This is a genomic window from Parasedimentitalea marina, assembly GCF_004006175.1.
Lineage (GTDB): Bacteria > Pseudomonadota > Alphaproteobacteria > Rhodobacterales > Rhodobacteraceae > Parasedimentitalea > Parasedimentitalea marina.
The window spans coordinates 2,812,646-2,839,417 of sequence record NZ_CP033219.1 but is presented as its reverse complement, the minus strand read 5'-3'; the positions used below and the strand labels follow the sequence as shown (position 1 = coordinate 2,839,417).

The following is a 26,772-nucleotide window of genomic DNA, read 5'->3' as shown; positions in this document are numbered from 1 at the left end:
GGGCGACCACAACCTTCGGGACCCTGGTCCCCCTAATGGCTGACCAGCGAAAGATCGAGGCAAGGTTAAGATGAACGCAGATTATGTAATCGTAGGAGCCGGGTCAGCAGGCTGTGCTTTGGCCTATCGCCTGAGCGAGGCCGGGCATCAGGTGCAGGTGATCGAACATGGGGGCACGGATGCCGGCCCGCTGATCCAGATGCCGGCTGCACTGAGCTATCCGATGAACATGAGCCTTTATGACTGGGGCTATAAATCCCAGCCCGAGCCGCATCTGGGAGGGCGTGAACTGGTCACTCCGCGGGGCAAGGTGATCGGGGGGTCGTCGTCGATCAACGGGATGGTTTACGTGCGCGGCCATGCTGGCGACTATGACCATTGGGCCGAAAGCGGCGCCCAGGGCTGGAGCTATGCCGATGTGCTGCCCTATTTCAAGCGGATGGAGACTTGGCATGCCAATGGTCAGGGAGGCGATGCCGATTGGCGCGGCACCGACGGCCCGTTGCATATCTCGCGGGGGCCGCGCAACAACCCGCTGCACAGCGCTTTTGTCGATGCTGGCCGTCAGGCGGGCTATCCCGTCACCGACGATTATAACGGTCACCAGCAAGAGGGCTTTGGCCCGATGGAGCAGACTGTTTACAAGGGCCGTCGCTGGTCAGCGGCGAATGCCTATTTGCGTCCCGCCCTGCAGCGTTCCAACTGCTCGCTGACGCGCGCCTTTGTGCGCCGCGTAGTGATCGAGGAAGGTCGCGCCACCGGGGTCGAGGTTGAGCGCGGCGGTAAGGTCGAGGTGATCCGGGCCAATCGCGAAGTCATTCTGTCGGCCAGTTCGCTAAACTCGCCCAAAATCCTGATGCTGTCGGGCATCGGCCCGGCGCAGCATTTGGCAGATCATGGCATTGATCTGGTGGCGGATCGCCCCGGTGTTGGTCAAAACCTGCAAGATCACCTGGAGCTCTATCTTCAGATGGCCTGCTCGCAGCCGATTACCCTGTACAAACACTGGAACCTGTTCAGCAAAGCGATGATCGGGGCGCAGTGGCTGATTACCAAAACCGGGCTTGGGGCCTCGAACCAGTTTGAATCCGCCGCCTTCATTCGGTCGCGCGAGGGAGTCGATTATCCGGATATCCAGTATCACTTCCTGCCGATGGCGGTGCGCTATGATGGTCAGGCCGCAGCCGAGGGCCACGGGTTCCAGGCCCATGTTGGCCCGATGCGCTCGCCCTCACGCGGGGCCGTGACCCTGGCCAGCGGTGACCCTAAAGATGCGCCAAATATCCTGTTCAACTATATGTCCACCGAACAGGACTGGGTGGATTTCCGAAAATGCATCCGCCTGACCCGCGAAATCTTTGGTCAGGAGGCATTCAAGCCCTTCGTCAAACACGAGATCCAGCCGGGCATCGACATGCAAAGCGACGATGAGCTGGACGGCTTTATCCGCGAGCACGCCGAAAGCGCGTTCCATCCTTGTGGCACCTGCCGCATGGGCGCCGCGGATGATATGACCTCGGTGGTGGATCCTGAATGTCGGGTGATTGGTGTCGACGGGTTGCGGGTGGCCGACAGTTCGATCTTTCCGCGCATCACCAATGGCAACCTGAATGGTCCGTCCATTATGACTGGCGAAAAGGCGGCGGATCATATTCTGGGTCGCCAGTTGTCCGCCTCTAATGCCGAGCCCTGGTTCCATCCGGAGTGGCAGCAGTCACAGCGCTAGGCCGGACATCTGAATATGCCAAACAGCCCCCTGCCGGCGCGGGGCTGTTTGGTCATTTTTTCAGCGTCACCTGTTTGGTTTGATCCCGGTCAAAGTGCACAAAGGCTGGGTCGCATAGTCTGAGATCGATCCTAAAACCACGGAGCGAACAGATGACAAATACCCCGCATGAACTGGCAGAAGAATTTCCGGAAAAGGTCGCTGCGATCAGCGCGTTAAAGCAGTCGGATGCGCATTTTTCCAGACTGGCGGATGCGTACCACACCGTGAACCGTGCAGTGCACCGGGCCGAAATCAATGTGGAGCCGATCAGCGATCAGGCAGAGGCAGATCTGCGCAAGTCACGCGGCGCCCTAAAGGATAAAATCTGGAGCATTCTGTCCAAGGCCTGACTTTAGAATCGGGTGTTTGTCGGCCCGGCATCGGTTTGTGCTGGCCGACAGACTTGACCCCTTCAACTTACCTCATAGGGTAAAATGCCACGCGTATTGGTGTTGATGGTCAACCGTCGCTCAAGCGGCGGGACTGAGCGCTGATGGCAGTGTTGGCGTTCGCAAATCCGGCAGGAGATGCCGATGGGCTCAAAGGCACTGTCATTGTTGACGCCCATGTTGTCGGCATAAACGATCATGTCGGCGTGGCGCACCTCGCATCCCAGCGCGATGGCATAGCGCTGTACGGGGGACCCAAACGAGCCGCCGGGTTTCGAGACATCCAGTGCCAGCGAAATATATCGTATCCCGTCCGGGGTTTCAGCCAGCTGTCGTAGAAACTGGCCCGGTGTCTCAAAGGCGCGGTGCACGTTCCACAGCGGGCAGGCGCCGCCAAACCGGGCGAATTGCAACCGTGTTGCCGAGTGACGTTTGGTGATAGTGCCCGCCTGATCGACCCGGACAAAGAAGAACGGGATGCCCTTGGCACCGGGGCGTTGCAGGGTCGACAGCCGGTGCGCCACTTGTTCAATCGAAGCGCCAAAATGGGTGGCCAGCAGCTCCAGATCGTGGCGATAGGTGCGCGCGGCAGCCAGAAACCTTCCATAGGGCATCAATGCGGCCCCAGCGAAATAATTGGCCAGACCAATCTTGGCGATGGACCGGGCCTCGTCACTGTTGAAACGGGCGAAATCCAGCGTCGCCTCAAGCAGGTCATTCTGCCGCAACAGCGCCACCTGTAGCAACATCTGAAAGATCTGTGTCTGTGGCGCCGACCGGTTTGACAGATGCAGAATGCGGGTGGTGCTATCATATCGGCGCAGGCTGTCCATCTTGCTGATCACCACTGAAATACCAAGCGTTTTCAACGCGGCATTGGCGGCTTTTCGGCTGTCGCCATCACTGCTGAAATGCTCGGCTGCACGGTCTACCGCATCGATATAGTTGTCACAGTAGTGAAAGAAATCGCGCACCTCTTCCCAAGGACTGGCCTGAATACGCGAGTCTTCGCGCCCCAGGGCCTCGTCCAGCGAGGCCAGCCTCTCGTGGGTTTGGCGATAGGCGCGGTGGAGCTCCAGAAAGGTCCGGGCCAGGGCAGGCGCATTTGATGCGGTCAGTCGTAAATCGGCCAGCGGTGGTGTGTCGCCGGTAAATACCGGGTCGGCCAGGGCCTCGCGCATATCCGTGATCAGCCGTTCGCTATCGCCCGAGCTTAATTCGGTCACATCCAGACCAAACTCTTGCGCCAGTGCCAGAACCACAGTGGTGCTGACGGGGCGGTTGTTGTTTTCCATCTGGTTCAGATAGGGCAGGGAGACCCCCAACTTGGCGGCGAACTCCTTTTGCGTCAGGGTCAGCCGGGTCCGCATCTCGCGCAGCTTGGCGCCGGCATAGAGTTTTTGAGGGGCCATGGTGTCGCGCCTTTGCAAATCCGAATTCGTCAAATTGTAGAATTGCAAAGGCCCCACTGCAAGGGGCGTTGTGTCGCTTGTTCCCGCGTTACGGGGCGATCTGCCGTTCGCGCTTGATGACCAGCAGGATCGAAAGCAGGCCAAAGGCGGCCGTTGCCTGCATGATCAGCAGTAGCGGAACGGCTGTTGATCCCGGCACCAGTAACCATCCGGCTAGGGCGCTTAATCCGGCGCCGACACCCAGCATCATGGCGCCACTTAGCCCGGCAGCGGTACCCGCCAGATGCGGCCGCACTGAAAGGGCGCCGGCAGTAGAGTTGGGGATTGCCATGCCATTGCCAAGGCCAACAAGGGTCATGAAGCCAAAGAAGCTATAGACTGTGTCAAGCCCGGCAAAGGCCAGTATCAGGGACAGGGCAACGCCAACGCCGTTGATCCAACAGCCCCAAAACACCATCCGATTGATGCCAAACCGCGTGGAATAGCGTCCTGACATAAAATTACCGGCGAAATACCCAATCGCCGGGGATGCGAAATAAAGACCCAACTCGGCAGTGGTTAACCCGTAGATTTCCGTCCCCACAAATGGTGCTCCACCGAGGTAGGCAAAAAATGACCCCGATGACAGGCCCGAGGCCAGCGAATAGCCCCAGAACCGGGGCGAGCGCAGCAATTCGGGGTATTCCTGGAACTGCGCCACCAGGGTCTTGCCGCTTTTATGTGCCGTCTCGCCAAAGTCCAGATAGCTAAAGGTCAGAATGATGGTTGCCAGCACCAGCAGCAGCCAAAAGTTGGCAGTCCAGCCAAAGGCTTGGTCCAATACGCCGCCTATCGCTGGGCCAACCATGGGCACCACTGCCATGCCCATGGTGACATAACCGATCATGCTGGCGGCCTTGTCCTGGTCATACAGATCCCGCACTGCGGCGCGGCTTAATACCATGGCCACCGCGCTGACTGCCTGCGCCATGCGGAACAGTAAAAAGATCTCGGCTGTGGGGGATAGGATGCAGCCCACTGTTGCCAGCAGAAACAGGACAATACCGACCAGGATCACCGGTCTGCGCCCGACTTTGTCGGAAATGGGCCCAATCAAAATTTGTATAATCGCGTTGACGGCCAGATACAGTGGCACCGACAAGGCCATCAGGCGGTATTCCACCTGATAATGCTCGGCCATGCCGGGCAGGGATGGCAAAAAGACGTTCATCGCCAGCGCTGATAGTCCTGATAGCAGGATCAGCGTCGAAATATGTGGCGGGCTTTGGCGGTTCAGAAAGCGGCGTTGAGAAGTCTGCATGGGGTCCGCATTAGGCCAGTCGATGTCAGATGTCCATTTAAACGACGCGTCATTTCATAAGTAGGCTCATTAGCATATTTGCAGTTTGCTTGCGGGTTGCTGTAGTGACTTTGCAAATTTGCGAAAATTACCTTGGGTCTGACTGTGACGCAAGATAAGGTCGCGCCAAATCATTAGGGGACATGGGTCATGAAAGACATTCTTTCCGAGCTGACAAGCCGCCGTGAAGGCGCGCGCCTGGGTGGCGGTCAGCGCCGCATCGACGCACAGCACAGCCGTGGCAAGTTGACCGCCCGCGAACGCATCGAGCTGCTTCTGGACGAAGACAGCTTTGAAGAGTTTGACATGTTCGTCGCCCATCGCTGCACCGATTTTGGTATGGAAACGCAGCGCCCCGCAGGCGATGGGGTGATCACCGGTTGGGGCACCATCAACGGTCGCATGGTCTATGTCTTCTCGCAGGACTTCACCGTGTTTGGCGGCTCACTTTCGGAAACTCACGCCCAGAAGATTTGCAAAATCCAGGACATGGCGGTGCAGAATGGCGCGCCGATTATCGGCCTGAATGATTCCGGTGGCGCGCGCATTCAGGAAGGTGTTGCCTCGCTGGCTGGCTATGCCGAGGTGTTCCAGCGCAATATCATGGCCTCGGGCGTGGTGCCGCAGATCTCGGTGATCATGGGCCCCTGCGCTGGTGGCGCAGTCTATTCTCCGGCCATGACCGACTTTATCTTCATGGTCAAAGACACCTCGTATATGTTCGTCACCGGCCCTGATGTGGTGAAAACCGTCACCAACGAGACGGTCACCGCCGAAGAGCTGGGCGGCGCGTCTACCCATACCAAAAAATCCAGTGTTGCTGACGGCGCTTTTGAAAACGACGTCGAAGCCCTGGCCGAAGTCCGCCGTCTGGTCGACTTTCTGCCGCTAAATAACCGTGAAAAACCGCCTGTTCGTCCATTCTTTGATGAACCGGGCCGGATTGAGACCAGTCTGGATACTTTGATCCCGGACAATCCCAACGCGCCTTATGATATGAAAGAGCTGATCCACAAGCTGGCCGACGAAGGTGATTTCTATGAGATCCAGGAGGATTTCGCCAAGAATATCCTGACCGGCTTTATCCGTCTCGAGGGGCAGACCGTGGGTGTGGTTGCCAACCAGCCGATGGTGCTGGCGGGGTGTCTGGATATCGACAGCTCGCGCAAGGCGGCCCGCTTTGTGCGGTTCTGCGATTGTTTCGAAATCCCGATCCTGACTCTGGTTGACGTGCCCGGCTTCCTGCCCGGAACATCACAGGAGTATGGCGGCGTCATCAAGCACGGTGCCAAGCTGCTGTTTGCTTATGGCGAGGCGACCGTGCCCAAAGTCACTGTGATCACCCGCAAGGCCTATGGCGGCGCCTATGACGTGATGGCCTCCAAACACCTGCGCGGTGATTTCAACTATGCCTGGCCCACTGCCGAGATCGCGGTGATGGGTGCCAAGGGTGCCACCGAGATTATCCACCGTGCCGATCTGGGTGACGCCGACAAGATCGCCGAACATGTGGCCGACTACGAAGACCGCTTTGCCAACCCCTTTGTTGCGGCCGAGCGAGGTTTCATCGACGAAGTGATCCAGCCCAAATCTACCCGCCGCCGGGTGTCGCGCGCCTTTGCCTCCCTGCGTGGCAAGTCGCTCAAGAACCCGTGGAAAAAGCACGATAATATTCCGTTGTAATGCCGTATAGGTGGATTCGTTAAGAATCGACCACAAGGATAAATTGAATATGCGTATACTGACTTTTGTTTCTTGCCTGATGCTTGTGCTGCCTGTGGCGGCCCAGGCGCAAAGCTGTAGAGGCAAGCAAGCGCTTGATTTTGGGGGCGGGACCAAAGGCTGTGTCGTCGAGATCGTTGAGGGTTCAATCACCACAACGAGAACACGGGACGACAACGCCAGCACCCGTGTGTCCAACAAAGCAACGCCGCTTGTTGGGGCGGTAATGACCGGTCCGGTCCCAGCCAATCGCGGCACCGTGAAAAAGCAGATGCTGGCCATGTGCAAAGCCACACAAGCCAAGGTCAGCGAACAATTTGCAGATAAGAAGTACCACCAGATCATTCTGCTCATGGATTGGAGCAATTCCGGTGGTGAGATGCAAGCCGGTTATTCGTCTAACAAATGCAGAGGTTTTCAGTTCTTTGACAGCTAAGTGTTCATATCACATTGCATGTCAGCCCGTCGCGTTAGCGGCGGGCCGCGCCCGCTCGTCCCTTGACGAGGGGGCGCCTGGATGACCTTTCAAACTGAGCAGATGACAGGCAAGGCGGGGGTAATCTAGATCCAGACTTCCCTATCGTCACATAAACTTCACAAAACCCCACATCACCATTTGACATGAGCTGCAAACCTACACCATGATCCGCTTCAGCCGACATAGAACAGCGCACGCCGATGGCGTTGCGCCAGCAGCTCCGGCCGGAGGAGCCCAATTCATTGGGGGTCGGAGCTGTGGATGTCTGCTAGGGGTCATGCTGTTGGCCACGCCCTTGGCCACACCCTTGGCGGCAGAGAGCTCCTATCCGGTACCATCCGGGCAGAATGTCACCCTGACCGAGGTTCTGCTGGACGAGGGCCCGGGCGAGTTATGGGTGCGCTTCCGGTTTGTAGCTCCGGCGATTACCCGCGAGACGGGCAGTATCAGTTATGACTTGGCCGGACCGGATATGGATCATCTGTGTGATGCAATGGCGATGCCCTATTTGACCAGTCACCAGATCGCCCCCGCACGGGTGGTGATCTCACTGATGGACCGCCCGGTTGTTTTTGGGGCCCAAGATCCCGCCGCCACCCAGTTTTTTGAGACTTACCGCCCCGTAGACGCGCGCTGTATCTGGGAGGAGTTCTGATGCAGCGTCAATATCTTGCGATACTGGGCAAATCTCGGCGGAATGTTGCGGCTTTGCGGTCACAGGCCCCGAAGCTGCCGCCTTTAGGATGTAATATGGCTGGAATTCCGGCTATTGTGGGCACGGGCTGTAATTACGCGGTCTGCAATATGAGGTCGAGACCGGCAACAAACCGACACTTTGCTGGTTTCAATTGTTTACACAGGAGACAGAAATGTCCAAGAGCATCAAACTATTCGCAATGGTTGGCCTGCTGGCCGCCGTCGCTGCTTGTGCACAGCAAGAAGAAGAATTTGTCATCGTTGACCCGGCTCCAATTTCGGAAGAGCCAGTCTACACCGGCAAATACAAATAACAAAAATTGGGGCCCGGCCCTGCGGCCGGTCCCTAAATCTCCGCGCGGCGCCGGGCTGGAGGCGCTCCCATGCTAAAACACCGCGGATTCCCTGGCCGTTTGCCAGGTACAGATTTTCAATTCACCATTCGTCGTCCGAACCCCAAAGGGGTCACCGCGATCTCGCGTCGCGAACGCTATCACGATCGCCGCCCGGCAGACCGGCGTGCCGATGCCGGGTTTATCAAGGCCCTGTGGATACAGTTCGGCGACCAGCCCTTTGAACGCGGCAATCTTGACGCCGGCCGCATAAGCTGGCTGTTCGAGCGCGAAATCCTTGCTGCTGAAGACCCCTTTGATCTGGAAAGTTATGAGGCATTGCTGGTGCTTGACCTGCGCGTTGCTCAGTTGTCGTTTCCGGACGTGTTTGGGGAGTAATCAGCGAGATGTTGCAAACACAGGACCAAAAGTTGCGCCAGGCTACCACGCATGTGGCAAAACCGGCTGTATTTGGCCCTTTTGGCCTGTCTTGTTATGTCTCTCGGTTATGTACGGCAAAACTTCGCCAGCGTGAGCCTCTGTTTCGGCATCTAATTGCGCAAAGAGTAGTTGAAACCCTGTCTGCCTTGAAAGCCCCGGCGCGAGGCGCTTTGACCCTAGTCAAAGCAAAACCTCAGCAGAAGGGAATTCAACTATGCAGGCAGGCAAAATCACACTGGTCTTGGGGCTTTGTACAGGCTTGGCGGCCTGCGGCAGTACAACCGGGGAACAGGTTGCATTTGGCGCCGGAGCGGGGGCTATCGGCTCAGTTCTGCTTAACGGCAACCCACTTACCGGTGCCGCGGTTGGCGTGGCCTCAAACCTTATTTACTGCAACGAAAAACCGCGCAACTGCTAGCCAGCGTTCTGGTTATGCCTGGCTGATCGGCCAGCCGTTTAGCGCCACTACTAACACCTCACATTCACCGCATCCGGCCTTTCGCCGCGATGCGGTGAATTGCGTTACGACATCCCGAAGACAAAGGACTGCCCATGTTTAACAAGATCCTGATCGCCAACCGGGGCGAGATCGCCTGCCGCGTTATCAAATCCGCGCGCAAAATGGGAATTCAGACAGTCGCCATCTATTCGGATGCTGATCGCAACGCATTGCATGTGAAAATGGCGGATGAGGCGGTGCATATCGGCCCGCCCCCGGCCAACCAGTCTTATATCGTCATCGACAAGGTGATGCAGGCGATCCGTGAAACCGGCGCGCAGGCGGTGCACCCGGGCTATGGCTTTCTGTCGGAAAACGCCAAATTCGCCGAGGCCTTGGCGGCTGAGGGTGTCGCCTTTGTGGGCCCTCCGGTTGGTGCGATTGAGAAGATGGGGGATAAGATTACCTCGAAGAAGATCGCCCAGGAGGCTGGTGTATCGACGGTTCCGGGTCACATGGGCCTGATCGCTGATGCAGACGAGGCGGTAAAAATCTCGAACGAGATCGGCTATCCGGTGATGCTGAAGGCCAGCGCCGGTGGTGGGGGCAAGGGCATGCGGATTGCCTGGAATGACGAAGAGGCCCGTGAAGGGTTTCAGTCCTCCAAAAACGAAGCGGCTAACTCCTTTGGCGATGACCGGATCTTTATCGAGAAATTCATCACCCAGCCACGCCACATCGAAATTCAGGTGCTCTGTGACAGCCACGGCAACGGCATCTATCTGGGCGAACGCGAGTGTTCGATCCAGCGCCGTCAGCAAAAAGTGGTCGAAGAGGCGCCAAGCCCGTTTCTGGACGAGGCCACCCGCAAGGCGATGGGCGAACAGGCCGTCGCACTGGCACAGGCGGTAGACTATGCCTCGGCCGGTACGGTGGAATTCATCGTCGATGGCGACCGGAATTTCTACTTCCTTGAAATGAACACCCGCCTGCAGGTGGAACACCCGGTGACCGAGCTGATCACCGATGTTGATCTGGTGGAACAAATGATCCGCGTTGCCAATGGCGAACCCCTCAGCATCGCCCAAGAAGACGTAAAACTGAACGGTTGGGCCATTGAAAACCGGCTATACGCCGAAGACCCCTATCGCGGTTTCCTGCCCTCAATCGGTCGTCTGTCGCGCTATCGCCCGCCTGCCGAGGTGGTCGAGGAGACCCATATTGTGCGCAACGATACCGGCGTCTTTGAGGGCGGCGAGATCTCGATGTATTATGACCCGATGATCGCCAAGCTTTGCACCTGGGCGCCGACCCGCGACGCGGCAATCGAGGCGATGCGCAACGCGCTGGACGGGTTCGAAGTCGAAGGCATCGGTCACAACCTGCCATTCCTGTCAGCCGTGATGGATCATCCGATCTTTATGGCGGGTGAGATGACCACTGCCTTCATCGAAGAACAATACCCCGATGGGTTCGAAGGTGTGGAGCTGCCCGAGGACGCCCTGCGTCGGATTGCTGCCGCCTGTGCCGCCATGCACCGCGTTGCCGAGATCCGCCGCACCCGGGTGTCGGGCCGCATGGACAACCACGAACGCCGTGTGGGTGTGGATTGGGTGGTCTCGCTACAAGGGCAGGACTATGACATGGAGATCGCCGCCGACCACGACGGCTCGACCATTTCGTTTGGCGATGGCACCCAGAAACGGGTCACCAGTGACTGGACCCCGGGCAATCAACTGGCCACATTACACGTCGATGGCGAGATGCTGGTGCTGAAAGTTGGCAAAATCTCGGGCGGCTTCCGCATTCGTTCACGCGGGGCAGATCTGAAAGTGCACGTGCGCACGCCGCGTCAGGCTGAACTGGCCAGACTGATGCCGGAAAAAGTGGCGCCGGATACCTCAAGACTGCTGCTCTGCCCAATGCCGGGTCTGATCGTCAACGTGGCGGTCCAGGTTGGCGACGAAGTGCAAGAAGGCCAAGCGCTGTGCACTGTTGAGGCTATGAAGATGGAAAACATCCTGAAGGCTGAGAAAAAGGGCATCGTATCCAAGATCAACGCCGCTGCGGGCGACAGTCTGGCAGTGGACGAAGTGATCATGGAGTTTGAATAAACTCAATGGGTACGGCACGCCGAGTTTTGTTAACGACAGCTTGTGTCCTTGCTGCCTTGGTGGCAGGGATCGCTGGAGTGATCCTATTAAGCTGGCTTGTGCCGTTGCCGTTATCTCGTGTCTTTATTACGGGTAACTATTTTGTATTCCTGGCGGTTTATGGGGGGCTTTCAGCGGCAATCCTTACATTTTATTTTGCTTGTAGAATTGTGCTGGGCCGCAATCTGAATTGGAAACTGAGCATAGCGATCTATCTTGCGATTGTAGTCGCAAGCGATCCGCTTCTGTCTTGGTTGCACATATCATCAAATATTGGCGAAGGATTCCTGGTTTTATCTTGGATAACGACAATATTGGGAAGCGGTCTAACACTTCTGTATCTGGCACCAATTGCCCAAAAGGAGGGCAACAATGACCAAACTGTTTAGGCGCGGCATCCTTTTGCCTGCTTTTGTCGCTCTGGCCCTGACCGGGCTGGCGGGGTGCGCTATGGACGACGAGGACGATGTGCGCGCGCGGGTTGGCGATTGGGTCACCCTGGGCGACACCAGTTATTTCAAGTCTACGATGGACTGCACCGCCGGTGTCTTCGCGGTTGAGGGCACCCGGATCACCTCGCTGATCGCCAAGGCGCGGTCGGTGGCCACTGGCATGACACTGCTGAAAGATGGCACAGCGGTGGCCTTTGATGTCAAAGGTCTGTCGCCCAATGCGGTCTCTGAACAGATCATGTCCAAGGACCTGCCGCAGGGGCTTGGCGTGCTGTCGTCGGGAATTGCGGGCAAGAACTGTATGTCCGATCCGGTCAAGGATGCGTATTTGCGGGCCTTGCTGGACCCCGACTCGGTGCTGATGTTTGACCCGGACGGCAACGTCATGGCGGTACTGGATCGCAGCAATGCAACCTTGTATTATGCGCGGGGAACAGTGTGATGGTTCAGCTGCCGCGCCGCTCCTCAACCTCGCGCAAACGCGACGGAAACTTGTCGATGGTGCGGCTCAGCTCGCGCACGGTCCAGGGGCTTGGCTTGCGCAGCTTGACGCCTCCATCTTTGCCCACCAGCACCAGCACAAATCCGCGTGGGCGCAGTTTTTGGCGCAGGACTGAATTGGCAGCTGGATCTGTATCGACCAAGACGACAACATCGCGATCAAACAGCGCCTCGGCACCCTGTGACAACCGCTCTATCTGTTCGTGGAACCGGGGATCATCCGGGCTGTCCGCAAAGACCACCACTGGGCGATTTTTCCACAAATACTCAGTTAAATCGCTTTCATTTCCAGGTTGGATCAGCGCCGGGGCCCCCGTCTCGGTGGCCTCTTGCGCCGTTACTGTTACTGGAAGAAATGCCGCCAGAACAAGGGCTAGGAATGGTTTCATAATTTCTCCTGTCCCTTTGAATATAAGCGCCTTTGCGCGGAATGCGATGGGGGAAATGACCTTCGGCCCCAAAAAAGCAATCATCGTTAATCGGTTTGACAGGGGCTGTGGGGTATGATCCTGCAGTTTCCATTAAACCGGCCGCCGCGGGTGGCCCGTGTCCGAAGGGCAGGCAAAGCGATGAACGTGTTTTTGCATATTGGGGCGCATCGATGCGCCACCACCAGTTTTCAGGAATATCTGCGCCAGAACGTGGATGAACTGGACGAGCACAACATTGGTTTTTGGGGCCCACGTCGCACCCGCGCTGGTTTGTTCAATGGCATCCTGCCGGGGCCTGCGGCCTCGACCGGGCGCAATCCACAGCGTCGTGCTGTCGGTCGGGTACAAATGAACCTGACCCAGAGCATCGGGTTGGGGCTGGATCACCTGCTGGTCACCGACGAAAACATGATGGGCACAATGCGTGAGAACCTGCGCACTGGGACACTATATGGCGGTGTCGGTGAACGCATGGCCCGCTTTGCCGCGGCATTCGCCGGGCACGTCACTGATGTGGTGGTCAATATCCGCAGTCTTGAAAGCTACTGGGCCTCGGTCTTGTCCTACGGCGTCGCCCGGGGTCACCGTATCCCCAGCGCCAAAATGCTGGAGCATCTGGCCTATAACCAGCGCAGCTGGCGTGATGTGTTGACGGATGTGGCCTGTGCGGTGCCGGACGTGCGTATTTGGGCAATGCCATTTGAAACCTATGGCAGCCGACCCGAGGCCCAGCTGACGGCGATCATCGGCCAGCAGATGCCCCGCACCAATGCCCGTATTCGCTTGAATGCAACGCCGCAATTGGATGCTTTACGCCACCAGTTGCAAAGTAAGGTTGCCGCAGCGCTGCCAATCGGCGAGGGCCGCTGGCAACCCTTTGACGACACACAGATTGCAGCCCTGCGCGAGACCTATGCCGATGACCTGATGTGGTTGACGGCAGGCGGCGACGGTTTGGCGCAGCTGAAACAAGATCCGGAAAAAACAGGGCAGGGCATGAACCCGGCCCGGACTGACCTGACAAGAGGAACACCCCATGACGACCAAACAGAACGAGTGGCGGGCGCTGGCTGAAAAAGAGCTGCGCGGACGCGCTGTTGAAGATCTGAACTGGCAGACCCTCGAAGGGATCGAGGTCAAGCCGATCTATACCGAAGAAGATACCGCAGACCTGCCTCATATGGGCACAATGCCGGGAACGGGTCCCTTTACCCGCGGTGTCAAGGCGACCATGTATGCGGGCCGTCCCTGGACCATCCGGCAATATGCCGGCTTCTCAACCGCTGAAGAATCCAATGCGTTCTACCGTCGGAACCTGGCTGCGGGCCAGCAGGGGGTATCCGTCGCTTTTGATCTGGCGACGCACCGGGGCTATGACAGCGACCATCCCCGCGTCGAGGGCGATGTGGGCAAGGCTGGCGTTGCAATTGATAGTGTCGAAGACATGAAAATCCTGTTTGACGGTATTCCGTTGGACAAGGTTTCGGTCTCGATGACGATGAATGGCGCGGTGATCCCGATCCTGGCCAGTTTCATCGTCGCAGGCGAGGAGCAGGGGCATGATAAATCGCTATTGGCGGGCACCATTCAGAACGATGTTCTGAAGGAATTCATGGTGCGCAACACCTATATCTATCCGCCTGAACCCTCGATGCGGATTGTGTCCGACATTATTGAGTTCACTTCAAACGAGATGCCGAAATTCAACTCGATCTCAATCTCCGGCTACCACATGCAAGAGGCCGGCGCCAATCTGGTGCAGGAACTGGCCTATACCCTGGCCGATGGCCGCGAATATGTACGCGCCGCGATTGAGGCCGGGATGGACGTCGACAAGTTCGCCGGCCGCCTGTCGTTCTTCTTTGCTATTGGCATGAACTTCTTCATGGAGGCCGCCAAGCTGCGCGCCGCGCGTCTGTTGTGGCATCGCATCATGACCGAGTTTGGCGCCAAATCCGAGCGCTCAAAAATGCTGCGCACCCATTGTCAGACCTCGGGCGTGTCGCTGCAGGAACAGGACCCCTATAACAACGTGGTTCGTACCGCGTATGAGGCGATGGCGGCGGCCCTTGGCGGCACGCAATCGCTGCATACCAATGCACTGGACGAAGCCATCGCACTGCCAACCGACTTCTCGGCCCGTATTGCCCGCAATACCCAACTGATCCTGCAGGAAGAAACCGGCATCACCAATGTGGTCGACCCTCTGGCGGGATCTTACTATGTCGAAAGCCTGACGGCTGAACTGGCGGACAAGGCCTGGGCCCTGATCGAAGAGGTCGAGGAAATGGGCGGCATGACCAAGGCCGTGGCCAGTGGCATGCCAAAGCTTCGCATCGAAGAAAGCGCCGCGCGCCGTCAGGCGATGGTCGATCGTGGCGACGAAGTGGTTGTTGGCGTCAACAAATACAAACTGGATAAACAGGACCCAATCGACATTCTGGATGTCGACAATATGGCGGTTCGCGAAGCCCAGGTGGCGCGTCTGGAGCAGATCCGATCGACGCGGGACGAAGCGGCTTGTCAGGCCTCTCTGGAGGCTTTGACCGCCCGTGCACAAGGCGGGGGCAATCTGCTGGCCGCTGCTGTCGAAGCTGCCCGCGCGCGGGCTACCGTGGGGGAAATCAGCATGGCAATGGAGAAAGAGTTTGGCCGCCACCGGGCCGAAGTGAAAACCCTGGCGGGTGTTTACGGTGCCGCCTATGAAGGTGACGAAGGCTTTGCAGCTATTCAGGAAAGCATCGAAGATTTCGCCAAGGAAGAGGGCCGTCGGCCGCGTTTGTTGGTGGTCAAGATGGGGCAGGATGGTCATGACCGCGGTGCCAAGGTGATTGCCACCGCCTTTGCCGATATCGGTTTTGACGTGGATGTGGGGCCGCTGTTCCAGACCCCGGCTGAGGCTGCCCAGGATGCGATCGACAATGATGTGCATGTCATCGGAATTTCATCACAGGCTGCGGGTCACAAGACCCTGGCGCCGCAATTGGTCCAGGCGTTGAAGGATCAGGGCGCTGAGGATATTCTTGTGATTTGCGGTGGAGTGATCCCCCAGCAGGATTATGACTTTCTGTATGGGGCGGGCGTAAAGGCAATCTTTGGCCCCGGTACCAATATCCCCGAGGCGGCGCAGAACATATTGCAGTTGATCCGCGACGCCCGCAACTGATGGGGAAACGCAGTAAAATTGTGCTGGGAATGGCCGGCGGCGCCCTTTGGGGCGTCCTGCTGATCAGTGCGCCGCAGTGGCTGGGCTTTGGCTATATCCCGGCGCAGCTTGCCTTGCCCGGGGCCTTTGTCGCGCCTGCGCTGTTTTTGATCGCTGTTATTGGATTTCTGGCTCAGCGGCGGTTCTTTGATGATGCGATCATCGACGGAGACGCCTTTGCGCCGGGGTCATGCGAAGAGATCGCTCAGCGAGTTCTGACCAATACGGTTGAACAACTGGCGCTGGCGCTGGCGATCTGGCCGCTTGTTGCGGTCAGTTTAGGCGGCGCCGTTGCCATCGCACTGGGGCTGGGGTTTGCCTGCATGCGGGTGCTGTTTTGGGTCGGATATCTGGTTTCACCATCCCTGCGGGGGCTAGGGTTTGCCGGGACGTTTTATCCGACCGTGCTGGCTGGGCTGTGGTCGCTGGCGCTTTGGATATTGTGAGAGGGAGGGGGGCTGTCTGCCCCCTCTTGGCCTGACGGCCAATTCACCCCCGAGGATATTTATGGCCAGATGAAGCCGGGGCGGTGCATAGGGGGTCGGTTCGGGTCCTTGGCCGTCAGGAGTAAAAGTCGACCAGAGACTGTGAGGTGTCATACCCTGCCTCTTCGAGGGCGGAGGAGACTGCGGCCCAAGAGGTTGCATCTTCTTCGCCGGTCTCTTGGAACGCGGCGACTGCATCCGCGACCAAGGTCACGATGGTCTCGTCAACACTGGCTATTCCCTTGGCAACCTGCGGGGGCGGCGGAGGAGGAGGTGGTTGATTGTCGCCATTTCGATGGCGTCCGGGGCCGCCAGAGGCATTGGCGCCGCCCAGTTTCTCGGCGAGATCCTTGACGTCAATTCCGGCGTCTTCCAAAGCCGCCGCGAGATCGGACCCGGATATGACAACGAGTTTTCTGTTCTGATCAATGAAGTCTTTGACAGTATCATCTGTCAGGTCACTGGCACCCTTTGACGACAGGTGATCCGCAATGTTTTTGACTTGCTCGCTTGTCAATTTGGTGGCGGGCTGGGCTTGGTTGGGGGGCGTCATTCCCGGGATAATTGAACCTTGGATCATCATCTGAGTTGTTCTCCTATACAGTTCGCATCTTCAAGCCATGGCCGTTGTTTTGATGTTGCTGGCATATGCTATTACTATAAATAATCTATTGGTTTCCATAGGTTGGGTAAAATTGTTGGAATTTTGGAGCGCAAGCCAAGCCTTTTTGATCATCGGGTTGCAGAGGGAGGTCCTGGCATAGTTGTCTGGAAAACAAAGATCTTTTGCCTGTGGCCTGCCCCGTGATTGTTGTCTTTGACCGGTTGAAATGGGGCCATTTGCAGTGGCCCACTGCGCGGGATTGGGCCGATTACCTTTCAGCTTGTACCCGGTGGGGGCAAAGTTAAGGTGGCCAAAAGCAGGAGAGATGCACATGGAACTGGATCATCTGGCGGTGGCGGGCGAAAGTCTTGAGGCGGCGGTGGCATATGTGGAAGAGGGTTTGGGTGTGCCGCTGCAACCGGGTGGTCAACATGCGATGTTTGGCACCCATAACTTTCTGCTGGGGCTGGCGGATGGGCTGTACCTAGAAGCGATTGCGATTGATCCAGGGGCCATACCGCAGCGCAGCCCCTGTTGGTTTGATTTGGACCGGTTCTCTGGAGCGCCGCGAATTTCGAACTGGATCTGTCGCAGCCCGGCCCTTGCCGGTGTTCTGGCGCAGTTGCCTGACGGGGTCGGGGTTACGGTGGCGCTGTCACGTGGGGATCTGCGTTGGGACATGGCGGTGCCTGAAAGTGGTATCCTGCCGTATGACAATATGTTCCCGGCCCTGATCGAATGGCACAGCGCCCATCCCGCACCCCGGTTGACGCAGCAGGGTTGTAGCCTGGAGCGACTGGTTATTGCCCATCCCGAGGCAGCCGGGCTGAGAGAGCTGCTGCCCTTGACGGACACGCGGGTCCAGATCGAGAGCGGTGCGGTGGGGTATGAAGCTCATTTCATGACCCCCCATGGAAGGCGGGTGTTGCGATGATCATTCGGGCCGCTACCGCAGCGGATGCCGAGGCGCTGTGTGAGATTGCCAATTGGGTGATCCGGGATACCCTGATCACTTTTGCCAGCGCACAAAAGACTGTGGCACAGCTGCGCGCCGAGATCGCCGAGAAAGGTGATGATTATTTGGTAGCCGAGCTGGACGGGCAGGTGGTGGGTCATGCCTATTACGGCGCCTTTCGGTCTGGATCCGGCTATCGCTATACGGCCGAACATACCATTCATCTGTCGCCCGCAGCGCATGGGCGTGGCATTGGGCGGGCGCTGTTGCAAGCCTTGGAACAGCGGGCGGTGACGGCTGGACTACATGTGCTGGTGGCCGGGATCAGCAGTGCCAATCCCGGCGCCGTTGGCTTTCATGCGGCGCTGGGGTTTACCGAAGTGGGGCGATTGCCCGAGGTGGGCTTTAAGAACTGTCAGTGGCTGGACACTGTTTTGATGCAAAAAATACTGCAACAGGCAGGGAAACCAGACCCTGACAGCACCGAAAAACCCGGATAGGCTAGATTTATGTCATTGTGGACCCGCATATCAGACGCTCTTGCTGCCCTGGCCAATGGTGAAGGCCTGTCCCAGGTTTTTGAGCACTTGCGCCAGGCGCCGGAAAAATCGGTGGGCTTTGCCATTGCGGTGATCGCGCTGGGCGCCAAGATGGCCAAGGCCGACGGTCAGGTCACCAAAGATGAGGTGACGGCATTCCGTGAGGTGTTTCAGATCGCGCAGGCGGATGAGGCGGGGGCCGCACGGGTGTTCAACATGGCGCGCACCGACATAGCAGGCTACCAGGAATACGCCCGTCAGATCCAGGCGATGTTTGCGGGCGACACAACCACCCTTTCTGATCTGATGGAGGGGCTGTTTCACATTGCCATGGCGGATGGGTTTTATCACCCTAATGAGAACGAGTTTCTGCGGGATGTGTCGCAGATTTTTGGCCTCGATATCACACAGTTCCGGGCTCTGCGGGCACGATTTGTTCCTGATGCGCCACAGGATCCGTTCACGATACTGGGCGTGCACCCGGATATGTCGCGGGATGAGATCCGCAAACACTGGCGGCAGCTGGTGCGCGAAACCCACCCGGATGCGATGATGGCACGTGGTGTGCCGGAAGAGGCGGTACGTTTGGCTGAAAAGCGGATGATCGACATCAACCGCGCCTGGGACGAGATCAATGGATGCGCAAAATATGCGGCTCGTCAGTTATAACGTCGAATGGTTCGCCGCACTGTTTGACGAGCAGGACCACTTGATTCTGGATCAGCATGCCTCGGGGCGTCACGGGGTGGATCGCTATACGCAGGGTCATGCGCTGGCGCAGGTGTTTCAGGCGCTGGACGCCGATGCGGTGATGGTCATCGAAGCGCCTAATTCCGGCAAACATCATAGCACTGTAAAGGCACTCGAGGGGTTTGCAGCCCAGGCCGGCCTTCGGGCGCGGGCTGTGGTGATGGGGTTTGCCAATGACACCCAGCAAGAAATTGCGCTGATGTATGACCCGGATGTCCTGCAGGTGCAGCATGATCCGCAGCAGGGCGAGGGTGCACCGCGGTTTGATGGGGTATTTAAGATTGATCTGGATATCGACGCCCGGATGGATCATGTGCGGTTCTCGAAGCCGCCGCTGGAACTTGTCGTGACCACCACCAAGGGGCAAAAACTGCGTCTTATCGGGGCGCATTTGAAATCCAAGGCACCGCATGGCGCGCGCAACCAGGATGCGGTGATCCGGCTGTCTATTGCCAATCGGCGCAAGCAGTTGGCACAGGCGGTCTGGCTGCGACGACGGATCGAGCAGCACCTGCAGGATGGGCAGGATCTGATCGTGATGGGGGATCTGAATGATGGTCCGGGGCTGGATGAATATGAACGGCTGTTTGGCCGCTCGTCAGTTGAGATCGTGATGGGCGACGACATGCAGGACCCCCACGCCTGCCATTTATTGCAGCCGCGCACAGCGGACCAGCCCAGCACCTCGCGGTTTTACAACGCGACGACCAAGCGCTATTTCCGGGCCCTGCTGGATTACGTCATGGTGTCACCGGGATTGACCACACGATCACCCACCTGGCGGATCTGGCATCCGTTTGAGGATGCCCGGTGTTATGAGGATCGGGACCTGCGCGAGGCGCTTCTGGCGGCGTCTGACCATTTTCCGGTAAGTTTAGATATTGACCTGACCTAAAAAGGTCATGCAGAGGGACTATATAAGAACCATGAAACATATCATCTTACCGCTGACCCTTGCTGCTCTGCTGGCTGGGCCGACTTATGCCCAGGACACTGGTCAGGACGCTGATCAGGCCCCTAGTCTGATGGAGCAGGGCATGGAGCTGTTCTTTGAAGGGCTGCGCGAGGAGATGGCCCCGGCGCTGGATGACCTGCAGCAGCTGGCCGATGAGTTCGCGCCTGCCATGCAAGGCTTTTTGCAAGAGATGGGACCGGCCTTGGCCAAGATTGCCAGCGAGGTCGACGACTGGAGCACCTATGAGATGCCCGAGATCCTGCCCAATGGGGATATTATCATTCGCAAGAAACCCACAGATGGCACCGTCGAGACACCAGAGACTGACGGCCAAACCGACATTTGATCAGTCTTTGATCGTCACCGATACTGTAGCATCCAGCGATTGAACCAGCGCCTGAAGACGGGACTGGGCCACTTCACCAAACAGCGGTTCGGCCAGTTTCGGCAGGATCAGGCGCAGCTCTTTCTTGCGGGGATGCCATTTCAGGGTGCCAATATCGCCGTCCTTAGAGACCATCAGCATGGCGCCAAACCGCATGGCTTTGCCCAGAATTTCAGCCTGTTTCTTTTCTTTATCATCCAGCAGGTCAAACAGGTGCTCGTACTGTTTGCCCTGACGTTTATTGCGATAACGGTGCAGCAGGGCCAGGCCCAGGAAAATCCGCTCTGAATGTTTCAATCCCCCCAGATTGGCGCGGGTGGCATTGTCGAAACAGACCTCGGCCCGGAAATCAGGATGCGCACGCCAGCTGACGTCATGCAGCAGGCAGGCCGCCTTGAGCAGCCGTTTGGTGGCATCGGGTTCGGATTTGAACAGGGGGTGGACAAAGGTATAGAGGGTTTTGCCAAACCCGGGCATCCGGGCGTCCTTGGCCTCGGCAAAGCGGCAGGATTCGATCAATGGATCGCGGTTTCTAAGCCGTTGCGGCATCTGTTCGTACAACAGCCCTTCGCGGATACCATAGCTGGAAATGGCAATGTCGCGGGGTTTGAAGGTGCGGACAAGACGGGACAGAACGTCAATCGCATAGGGCACCAGCGACATCCGTGCCGAAGACAAGCCGCAGGCCTGCCGGAGATTCTCTAGATCGTTGGTCTCGATATACTTTTTGGTGTCCCGTACGCTTTGTGATGTCATCCGATATTCGTGCAGAACCTTCAGCGGATAGCCGCGCCGCTCCATGTCGATACGGGCAATGGCGCGCCAGCTGCCGCCGACCAGAAACAGGCGATCCTGTTGCGGGCCCATCTGTTCGCTCAGCTTGGTGATGACCTGTTTGATATGGTCCTTGCGACCACTGCGCCCACCTGGCAGTTCCCGCAGTTTCAATGGCCCCAACGACGAGGTGACCCGCTTGCCGACCCGGCCATCCTGCAGTTCGGCCAGCTCCATTGATGACCCACCAATATCGCAGACCAGCCCGTAAGAACCGGGCCAGCCCAGCAAGACACCTTGGGCCGACAGGCGGGCCTCTTCGCGGCCGTCGATGACCCAGATTTTCATTCCGGTTTCGCGCAGGACCTCGGCACAAAAATCAGGCCCGTCCCGGGCATCACGCACCGCAGCAGTCGCCACCACACTCAAAGGTGGCAGCCCCATTCCGGTGGCCAGTCTTTGAAACCGTCGCAGCGCAGCAAGGGCGCGTATCCGGCCTTTGGGGTTCAGGATACCGGATTCAGACAGACCCGCGCCAAGGGCACACATGATTTTCTCGTTGTAGAAATAAGCCGGGCTGCGGGCCGCACCGTCGAAGACCACCAAACGGACCGAGTTGGATCCGACGTCGACCACGCCAACCCGTGACAGTGCGCGCGCACCCGGGTCTTCAAACAGCGGCCGCTCAAATGGGCCCCACTCAGCTGTAGCAGGCTCCGGTTTCACGTTCATAATGGTCCCCAGGTCGTGGTCGGCGTAACTGTGGGCGCAGGATGCGGGAACAAAGAGAGTCGGTCAATCGTCCTTTGGCTCAGATTCGAGCGACATCTCATATTGGTTCTGCGCCAATAGTCGCACCGCCAATGGGCGCGACAGGGTGCGCCCTTCGGACAGTGAGATTTCGTCCATTTGCGCAACGATTTGCGCGGCCGCCTCGAACGACCGGTCCATATGGGCCACCAGATAGGGGATGACATCTGGCTTGGGCATGATCTGGCGGTCGTCGAACAGTTTTGCCAGCACCACACCCAGCAAGGCATCATCTGGTGCCTCAAGGGCGACATGGGTTGCCGCCTGCACCCGGCTTTGCAAGTCGGGCAGTGACAGCGCCCACAGATTTGGCGCAGCCTGACCGGTCAGCATCAGGGCATGGCCATTCGCCAACACCAAATTATGCAGGTGGAACAAGGCGGTCTGCGCAGCAGCATCGCGGGCAATCATCGGGACATCTTCGACCGCAACCGGGCCAGTGGCCAGATCCGGTACCTGGTCCTCGGTCAACTCGGTGGCGGCAATGATCCTGGCGCCGGATTGGCTGGCCCAGACATGCACCAGATGGGTCTTGCCAGCCGCGCGGGGACCGCTCAGCACCAGTTTGCCGCTGGGCCAGGAAAAGTTGCTGTCCAGCATTGCCACCGCCATTGCATTTGAAGGCGCCACAAAAAAGTCGTCTCGTCCCAGGGCCGGTTTGGCTGGGAGATTAAAACTTAACTGTCTGGGCATGTTACTCGGCGTCCTGGCGTGGGTCACCATGAAGGTGCGATTCACCCCGATATAGTCGGCTCTCCAGATATTGCCCAGTCAGGAAACGGGCCAGGACCCCCAGCGCCGCCGCCATTGGCACGGCTACCAACATGCCGACAAAGCCAAACAGCGAGCCAAACACCGACAGAGCCAGCAGCAGCCAGACCGGGTGCAACCCAACCGAATTGCCGACCAGTTTGGGGGTCAGAAAGTTGCCCTCGATCACCTGGCCGATGGCAAAGATTACCGCAACGGCGCCAATTGAATACCAGTCCCCCCAGAACTGAAACAGCGCCAAACCTATCGCAAGCGCGCCACCGATCAGGGCTCCGAGATAGGGAATGAAGGTCACCAACCCGGCAATAAATCCAACGGCGAGGCCAAAGTTCAGCCCCACCAGCATCAGCGTCACAGCATAGTAGGTGCCAAGGATCAGGCACACAGTGCCCATGCCGCGAATGAACGAGGCGAGAACGGCGTCGATTTCCAACGCCAGTTGTTGGATGACGGGCGCATGGTCGCGCGGCAGCAACTCGCCAATCCGTTTGGTCATGCGGTCCCAGTCCAGCAGCAGGTAAATTGAAACCACGGGAACAATGACAATCAGCACCACCACATTCAGCAGGGACACGGCGGACCCCAGAACGGAATTCAACACGTTCACCCAGTGACTTTTCAGCGAAACAGCCAATGAGGTGACGGCCTGATGAACCTGACTGTTCTGATCAAACAGCGATGGAAACCGGTCATTGGCAAAGGTGCGGGCATCCTGGAACAGCTGGGGCAGAACCTGGATCAGTTCGATCATCTGGAAAATCAGCGTGGGCACCACCACCAGCAGCAGTAGCAAAAAGATCACGATGGCGCCGACAGTGATCACCGCCGTCGCGCCTGCTCGTGACAATCCCATTCTCTCAAGCCGGTCGGCGACTGGATCGATCAGATAGGCCACAGCGCCGCCCAGTACAAAGGGCAGTAAAACGTCGCCAAGCGCCCAGAGCACCACCGCAAAGGTCACCGCAGACAGGCCCCAATAGCTAAGTTGTTTTTTGGCCGGTAATGTCATGCTTTGCTGCCCACTCTGGTCATTGAAACGGTCTGATGCCAGTCTTCACCTATGGGTTGTCACTATGCAAGTGGTCAGGCCTGTTTCGCGCGAACCCGTTGCCACAAGCCACAAAGCCCGATTGATTGCGGCGCAGTGATAGCTTAGACCGCTTTGGAACCCTATCTTAGATCGAGACCGTCATGCGCCTGAGCCGTTATTTTCTGCCTGTTATGAAAGAAACCCCATCCGAGGCCCAAATTGTCAGCCATCGGCTGATGCTGCGCGCCGGGATGATCAAGCAATCTTCGGCCGGGATCTACTCGTGGTTGCCGATGGGCTTTAAGGTGTTGAAAAAGATCGAGACTATTGTTCACGATGAGCAAATGCGCGCCGGTCACATCCCGATGCTTATGCCGACGTTGCAGCCTGCTGATCTGTGGAAAGAATCCGGGCGCTATGATGACTACGGCAAGGAAATGCTGCGCATCAGTGACCGCCATGGTCGCGACATGCTTTATGGTCCCACCAATGAAGAGATGGTCACCGATATTTTCCGCAGCCATGTCAACAGCTACAAAGACCTGCCGCTGACGCTGTACCACATCCAGTGGAAATTCCGTGACGAGGTTCGCCCGCGTTTCGGTGTGATGCGGGGCCGTGAATTCTACATGAAGGATGGCTACAACTTCGACCTCTCCAAAGAGGACGCACTGCACGCCTATAACCGTCATCTGGTCAGCTATCTGCGCTCTTACGAACGTATGGGGCTGCAGGCGATCCCGATGCGCGCGGATGGGGGCCCCATTGGCGGCGATTACACCCATGAATTCCTGGTGCTGGCTGAAACTGGCGAATCCGAGGTCTTCTATGACAGCGACGTCACTGATCTGAGCTTTGGCGATCGTGAGATCGATTATGACAGTGTCGAACAGTGTCAGGGTGTGCTGGAAGAGTTCACCACCAAATATGCCCGTACGGATGAAACCCACGACGAGGCAGCGTTTAACGCAATCCCAGAAGAGCGTCGCCGCAGCGCCCGTGGTATCGAAGTGGGCCAGATTTTCTACTTCGGCACCAAATACTCCGAAGCGCTGGGCGCCAAGGTGCAGGGCCCAGATGGCAAGCCAACACCAGTTCACATGGGCTCCCACGGTATTGGTGTGTCGCGCCTGCTGGGCGCCATCATCGAGGCCAGCCATGATGACAAGGGCATCATCTGGCCCGAAGGGGTCACCCCGTTTCACTGCGGTATCGTCAACCTCAAGCAGGGCGACGAGCAGGCCGACGGCGCCTGTGATCAGTTGTACGCGGCCCTCACGGCTGCCGGACTTGAGCCGCTGTATGACGACCGCAAAGAACGCGCAGGCGGCAAGTTCGCTACTATGGATCTAATCGGTCTGCCCTGGCGCATCACCGTCGGCCCGCGTGGGTTGAAAAACGGCGTGGTTGAGCTGACCTCGCGACGCAGCGGTGAAAGCGTTGAGCTAAGCCCGGAAGAGGCGGTGAAGAAAATCATCGAGATCTACGCACCGCACATGACAAGCCGCGGGTTCTGAGGTTGAGAGACATTTTGTTAGGAAAGGGCAGGTCGAAAGGCCTGCCCTTTTTGTTAGCGTAGTGAAGCATTTACGATATCGACACGGTGCCTAGACGGTTGGCGTCTATGCTTTTCATAGTATTGGAATAGCAATATTGCTCCTTAAAGGTGTAATGTGCTAGGATCAGCTGCAGAAATATTTAGCGCTATTTTGTGATGATTAAATTACTCTTGAATGTGATTTTCTGTGTGAATTGGTTGCTGTTTGAACGCTGCACAGTTTCTTCTTCACGCTGAAATCACCTGAATATGGGAAATTTCGGATGTTTGAATTTCTGAATGGAAAACGCGAGAATACAGCAAAGAAAACAGCAAACAAGGAAATGCTCATGCAGTTCCGTGACAATCTGCGAGCTGTACTTTTAGCGGTTCCCAAAGAGGGCACTGAAATGCCAGATCCCATTAAAGGAATGCGAACGAGTGTAAATAAGATACTAAACCCAGAACAGCTGATAGATGGGGAGAAATTTGAGTGGAGCGATGCCTATTTAGCAGAGAAAATGTTAGCTCACCTTCGTCCACACGAAACGCTGGAAATTGAAGTTGTCAAGCAAATTGATTCCTTGGGAAAAGTTGATGAAGATGCGCAAAAAATATTTAAAACCGCGCACTCGGTTTTGAAGGAAAATTATAAGGTCAAGGACGTTACCCTGTCCGCAAAACCTGAATGGAAAGATGAGTATACGCTTGAACTACGAAGCCTTCTTGATCGAGTACTGAATGATGTGCACTGGAAATACGCGCAACGCTATCATAATAGAAAATTGATTAGCAATTACACGTCCATTATTACTGGGTTTGGCGCCGCGTTGACCTTTGCCTTTGTCGCCATGCTGGTTTTTGTTGGATATTTTGAGATTGCAGGTTCGCCATATTCCGGGCTCTCGATTGCTGCGACCGCAGGGCTCTTAGGGGCAAGTTTCAGTGTAATGACGACCAAGAACTTTGCTGTAAACGGTACGTCAATCGAAGAAATGCTGACGCGTACTGGATACTCATTCCTCTTTCTGCGTCTTGGTGTGGGCGGGGTCGGCGCCATCATTCTGTATTTTTTCTTTGAAGCTGGTGCCTTGGAAGGGGCTGCACTGCCAAATTTGGATGCGATAGGGTTTACGAATGTGACCGCAATCGGCCTTGATAGATCTCTTGGTGCTTTAGTCCCAAACTCAGATCTCAGTAAGCTATTGGTTTGGAGTTTCGCAGCGGGTTTCTCTGAGAAATTGGTAACATCTGCTTTGGGGCGGGTCCAAGATCCGATTAAAAAATAATCGCAGAAATGCGAGTTTTCGGACATCCGCGCATAGTGAAACAAGGTAGGCGGTGATTGGTTCGGCTGGCCACAATGCGGATGGCGATAAAACTTCACTCCTGGAACTTGTTCCCGGATTCCGCTCAGAT

28 protein-coding genes are annotated in these 26,772 nt (G+C 57.3%); 21 read left to right on the top strand and 7 right to left on the bottom strand.

The window, feature by feature from the left end:
• Window positions 1-70: 70 nt before the first annotated feature.
• Window positions 71-1,726: a choline dehydrogenase gene (gene betA / locus EBB79_RS13695; protein WP_127749406.1), complete on the top strand. Its 1,656-nt coding sequence runs from the start codon at window positions 71-73 to the stop codon at window positions 1,724-1,726.
• A 152-nt stretch (window positions 1,727-1,878) separates the two neighbouring features.
• Window positions 1,879-2,118, top strand: a complete 240-nt coding sequence (locus EBB79_RS13690; protein ID WP_127749405.1) for an HP1242/YdcH family protein — start codon at window positions 1,879-1,881, stop codon at window positions 2,116-2,118.
• Window positions 2,119-2,180: 62 nt separating this feature from the next.
• Here the strand turns inward: EBB79_RS13690 and EBB79_RS13685 are convergent, their stop codons facing one another.
• Both EBB79_RS13685 and EBB79_RS13680 read right to left on the bottom strand, forming a co-directional pair.
• Window positions 2,181-3,569, bottom strand: coding sequence for a helix-turn-helix domain-containing protein (locus tag EBB79_RS13685; RefSeq protein WP_127749404.1), 1,389 nt, complete (start codon window positions 3,567-3,569; stop codon window positions 2,181-2,183).
• A gap of 88 nt (window positions 3,570-3,657) precedes the next feature.
• Window positions 3,658-4,869 carry a multidrug effflux MFS transporter gene (locus tag EBB79_RS13680; RefSeq protein ID WP_127749403.1) on the bottom strand — a complete coding sequence of 404 codons (1,212 nt, stop codon included), beginning with the start codon at window positions 4,867-4,869 and terminating at the stop codon, window positions 3,658-3,660.
• A 189-nt stretch (window positions 4,870-5,058) separates the two neighbouring features.
• Here EBB79_RS13680 and EBB79_RS13675 point away from each other — a divergent pair, with 189 nt between their 5' ends.
• From EBB79_RS13675 to EBB79_RS13640, 9 genes are all read left to right on the top strand, one after another.
• On the top strand, window positions 5,059-6,591 hold the full coding sequence (locus tag EBB79_RS13675; RefSeq protein ID WP_127749402.1) for an acyl-CoA carboxylase subunit beta: 1,533 nt from the start codon (window positions 5,059-5,061) through the stop codon (window positions 6,589-6,591).
• A gap of 49 nt (window positions 6,592-6,640) precedes the next feature.
• Window positions 6,641-7,066, top strand: a complete 426-nt coding sequence (locus EBB79_RS13670) for a hypothetical protein (protein ID WP_127749401.1) — start codon at window positions 6,641-6,643, stop codon at window positions 7,064-7,066.
• A gap of 319 nt (window positions 7,067-7,385) precedes the next feature.
• Window positions 7,386-7,763 carry a DUF6497 family protein gene (locus EBB79_RS13665; RefSeq protein ID WP_420850336.1) on the top strand — a complete coding sequence of 126 codons (378 nt, stop codon included), beginning with the start codon at window positions 7,386-7,388 and terminating at the stop codon, window positions 7,761-7,763.
• A gap of 214 nt (window positions 7,764-7,977) precedes the next feature.
• Complete coding sequence (locus tag EBB79_RS24450; protein ID WP_164860811.1) at window positions 7,978-8,118, top strand: hypothetical protein; 141 nt, start codon at window positions 7,978-7,980, stop codon at window positions 8,116-8,118.
• A 69-nt stretch (window positions 8,119-8,187) separates the two neighbouring features.
• Window positions 8,188-8,535, top strand: a complete 348-nt coding sequence (locus EBB79_RS13660; RefSeq protein ID WP_127749399.1) for a hypothetical protein — start codon at window positions 8,188-8,190, stop codon at window positions 8,533-8,535.
• 256 nt (window positions 8,536-8,791) lie between these two features.
• Window positions 8,792-8,995 carry a hypothetical protein gene (locus tag EBB79_RS24885; protein WP_127749398.1) on the top strand — a complete coding sequence of 68 codons (204 nt, stop codon included), beginning with the start codon at window positions 8,792-8,794 and terminating at the stop codon, window positions 8,993-8,995.
• 134 nt (window positions 8,996-9,129) lie between these two features.
• Window positions 9,130-11,130, top strand: coding sequence for an acetyl-CoA carboxylase biotin carboxylase subunit (locus EBB79_RS13650; RefSeq protein ID WP_127749397.1), 2,001 nt, complete (start codon window positions 9,130-9,132; stop codon window positions 11,128-11,130).
• A 5-nt stretch (window positions 11,131-11,135) separates the two neighbouring features.
• A complete protein-coding gene (locus EBB79_RS13645) occupies window positions 11,136-11,558 on the top strand; it encodes a hypothetical protein (protein ID WP_127749396.1) in 423 nt (140 codons plus the stop codon).
• Window positions 11,542-12,063: a hypothetical protein gene (locus tag EBB79_RS13640; RefSeq protein WP_127749395.1), complete on the top strand. Its 522-nt coding sequence runs from the start codon at window positions 11,542-11,544 to the stop codon at window positions 12,061-12,063. The genes EBB79_RS13645 and EBB79_RS13640 overlap by 17 nt, the downstream gene beginning before the upstream one ends.
• A 4-nt stretch (window positions 12,064-12,067) precedes the next feature.
• Here EBB79_RS13640 and EBB79_RS13635 read toward each other — a convergent pair whose 3' ends face one another.
• Window positions 12,068-12,511, bottom strand: a complete 444-nt coding sequence (locus EBB79_RS13635) for a DUF4174 domain-containing protein (RefSeq protein WP_127749394.1) — start codon at window positions 12,509-12,511, stop codon at window positions 12,068-12,070.
• A gap of 114 nt (window positions 12,512-12,625) precedes the next feature.
• On the opposite strand from EBB79_RS13635, the gene EBB79_RS13630 reads away from it, so the two are divergent.
• Genes EBB79_RS13630 through EBB79_RS13620 form a run of 3 tightly spaced genes read left to right on the top strand, consistent with a single transcriptional unit; the run spans window position 12,626 to window position 16,204 of the window.
• On the top strand, window positions 12,626-13,627 hold the full coding sequence (locus tag EBB79_RS13630) for a hypothetical protein (protein ID WP_238704908.1): 1,002 nt from the start codon (window positions 12,626-12,628) through the stop codon (window positions 13,625-13,627).
• On the top strand, window positions 13,590-15,719 hold the full coding sequence (scpA, locus tag EBB79_RS13625) for a methylmalonyl-CoA mutase (RefSeq protein WP_127749393.1): 2,130 nt from the start codon (window positions 13,590-13,592) through the stop codon (window positions 15,717-15,719). Before EBB79_RS13630 ends, scpA begins: the two co-directional genes overlap by 38 nt.
• Entirely contained in the window at window positions 15,719-16,204 is a 486-nt protein-coding gene (locus tag EBB79_RS13620) for an MAPEG family protein (protein ID WP_127749392.1), read from the top strand. The genes scpA and EBB79_RS13620 overlap by 1 nt, the downstream gene beginning before the upstream one ends.
• A gap of 115 nt (window positions 16,205-16,319) precedes the next feature.
• On the opposite strand, the gene EBB79_RS13615 is transcribed toward EBB79_RS13620, so the two are convergent.
• Window positions 16,320-16,826, bottom strand: a complete 507-nt coding sequence (locus EBB79_RS13615) for a hypothetical protein (RefSeq protein ID WP_127749391.1) — start codon at window positions 16,824-16,826, stop codon at window positions 16,320-16,322.
• A gap of 352 nt (window positions 16,827-17,178) precedes the next feature.
• Here EBB79_RS13615 and EBB79_RS13610 point away from each other — a divergent pair, with 352 nt between their 5' ends.
• The 5 genes from EBB79_RS13610 to EBB79_RS13590 are packed head-to-tail and all read left to right on the top strand — an operon-like array spanning window position 17,179 to window position 20,392.
• A complete protein-coding gene (locus tag EBB79_RS13610) occupies window positions 17,179-17,781 on the top strand; it encodes a VOC family protein (protein WP_127749390.1) in 603 nt (200 codons plus the stop codon).
• The gene (locus EBB79_RS13605) at window positions 17,778-18,302 is read left to right on the top strand and encodes a GNAT family N-acetyltransferase (protein ID WP_127749389.1); all 525 of its coding nucleotides are present in this window, start codon (window positions 17,778-17,780) and stop codon (window positions 18,300-18,302) included. Before EBB79_RS13610 ends, EBB79_RS13605 begins: the two co-directional genes overlap by 4 nt.
• Before the next feature lie 9 nt (window positions 18,303-18,311).
• Window positions 18,312-19,010: a molecular chaperone DjiA gene (locus EBB79_RS13600; protein WP_127749388.1), complete on the top strand. Its 699-nt coding sequence runs from the start codon at window positions 18,312-18,314 to the stop codon at window positions 19,008-19,010.
• A complete protein-coding gene (locus tag EBB79_RS13595; protein ID WP_127751003.1) occupies window positions 18,991-19,986 on the top strand; it encodes an endonuclease/exonuclease/phosphatase family protein in 996 nt (331 codons plus the stop codon). The genes EBB79_RS13600 and EBB79_RS13595 overlap by 20 nt, the downstream gene beginning before the upstream one ends.
• A gap of 31 nt (window positions 19,987-20,017) precedes the next feature.
• Window positions 20,018-20,392 (top strand): FliH/SctL family protein, encoded by a 375-nt coding sequence (locus EBB79_RS13590; RefSeq protein ID WP_127749387.1) that lies wholly within the window; start codon window positions 20,018-20,020, stop codon window positions 20,390-20,392.
• Here the strand turns inward: EBB79_RS13590 and EBB79_RS13585 are convergent, their stop codons facing one another.
• The 3 genes from EBB79_RS13585 to EBB79_RS13575 all read right to left on the bottom strand — a co-directional run bounded on the left by EBB79_RS13585 (window position 20,393) and on the right by EBB79_RS13575 (window position 23,795).
• Window positions 20,393-21,937: a Ppx/GppA family phosphatase gene (locus EBB79_RS13585; RefSeq protein ID WP_127749386.1), complete on the bottom strand. Its 1,545-nt coding sequence runs from the start codon at window positions 21,935-21,937 to the stop codon at window positions 20,393-20,395.
• A 63-nt stretch (window positions 21,938-22,000) separates the two neighbouring features.
• Window positions 22,001-22,708, bottom strand: a complete 708-nt coding sequence (locus tag EBB79_RS13580; RefSeq protein ID WP_127749385.1) for a P-loop NTPase family protein — start codon at window positions 22,706-22,708, stop codon at window positions 22,001-22,003.
• A gap of 1 nt (window position 22,709) precedes the next feature.
• A complete protein-coding gene (locus tag EBB79_RS13575; protein WP_127749384.1) occupies window positions 22,710-23,795 on the bottom strand; it encodes an AI-2E family transporter in 1,086 nt (361 codons plus the stop codon).
• A gap of 182 nt (window positions 23,796-23,977) precedes the next feature.
• On the opposite strand from EBB79_RS13575, the gene proS reads away from it, so the two are divergent.
• Entirely contained in the window at window positions 23,978-25,333 is a 1,356-nt protein-coding gene (gene proS / locus EBB79_RS13570) for a proline--tRNA ligase (protein ID WP_127749383.1), read from the top strand.
• Between the two features lie 304 nt (window positions 25,334-25,637).
• Window positions 25,638-26,642 (top strand): hypothetical protein, encoded by a 1,005-nt coding sequence (locus EBB79_RS13565; RefSeq protein WP_127749382.1) that lies wholly within the window; start codon window positions 25,638-25,640, stop codon window positions 26,640-26,642.
• Window positions 26,643-26,772: the final 130 nt, after the last annotated feature.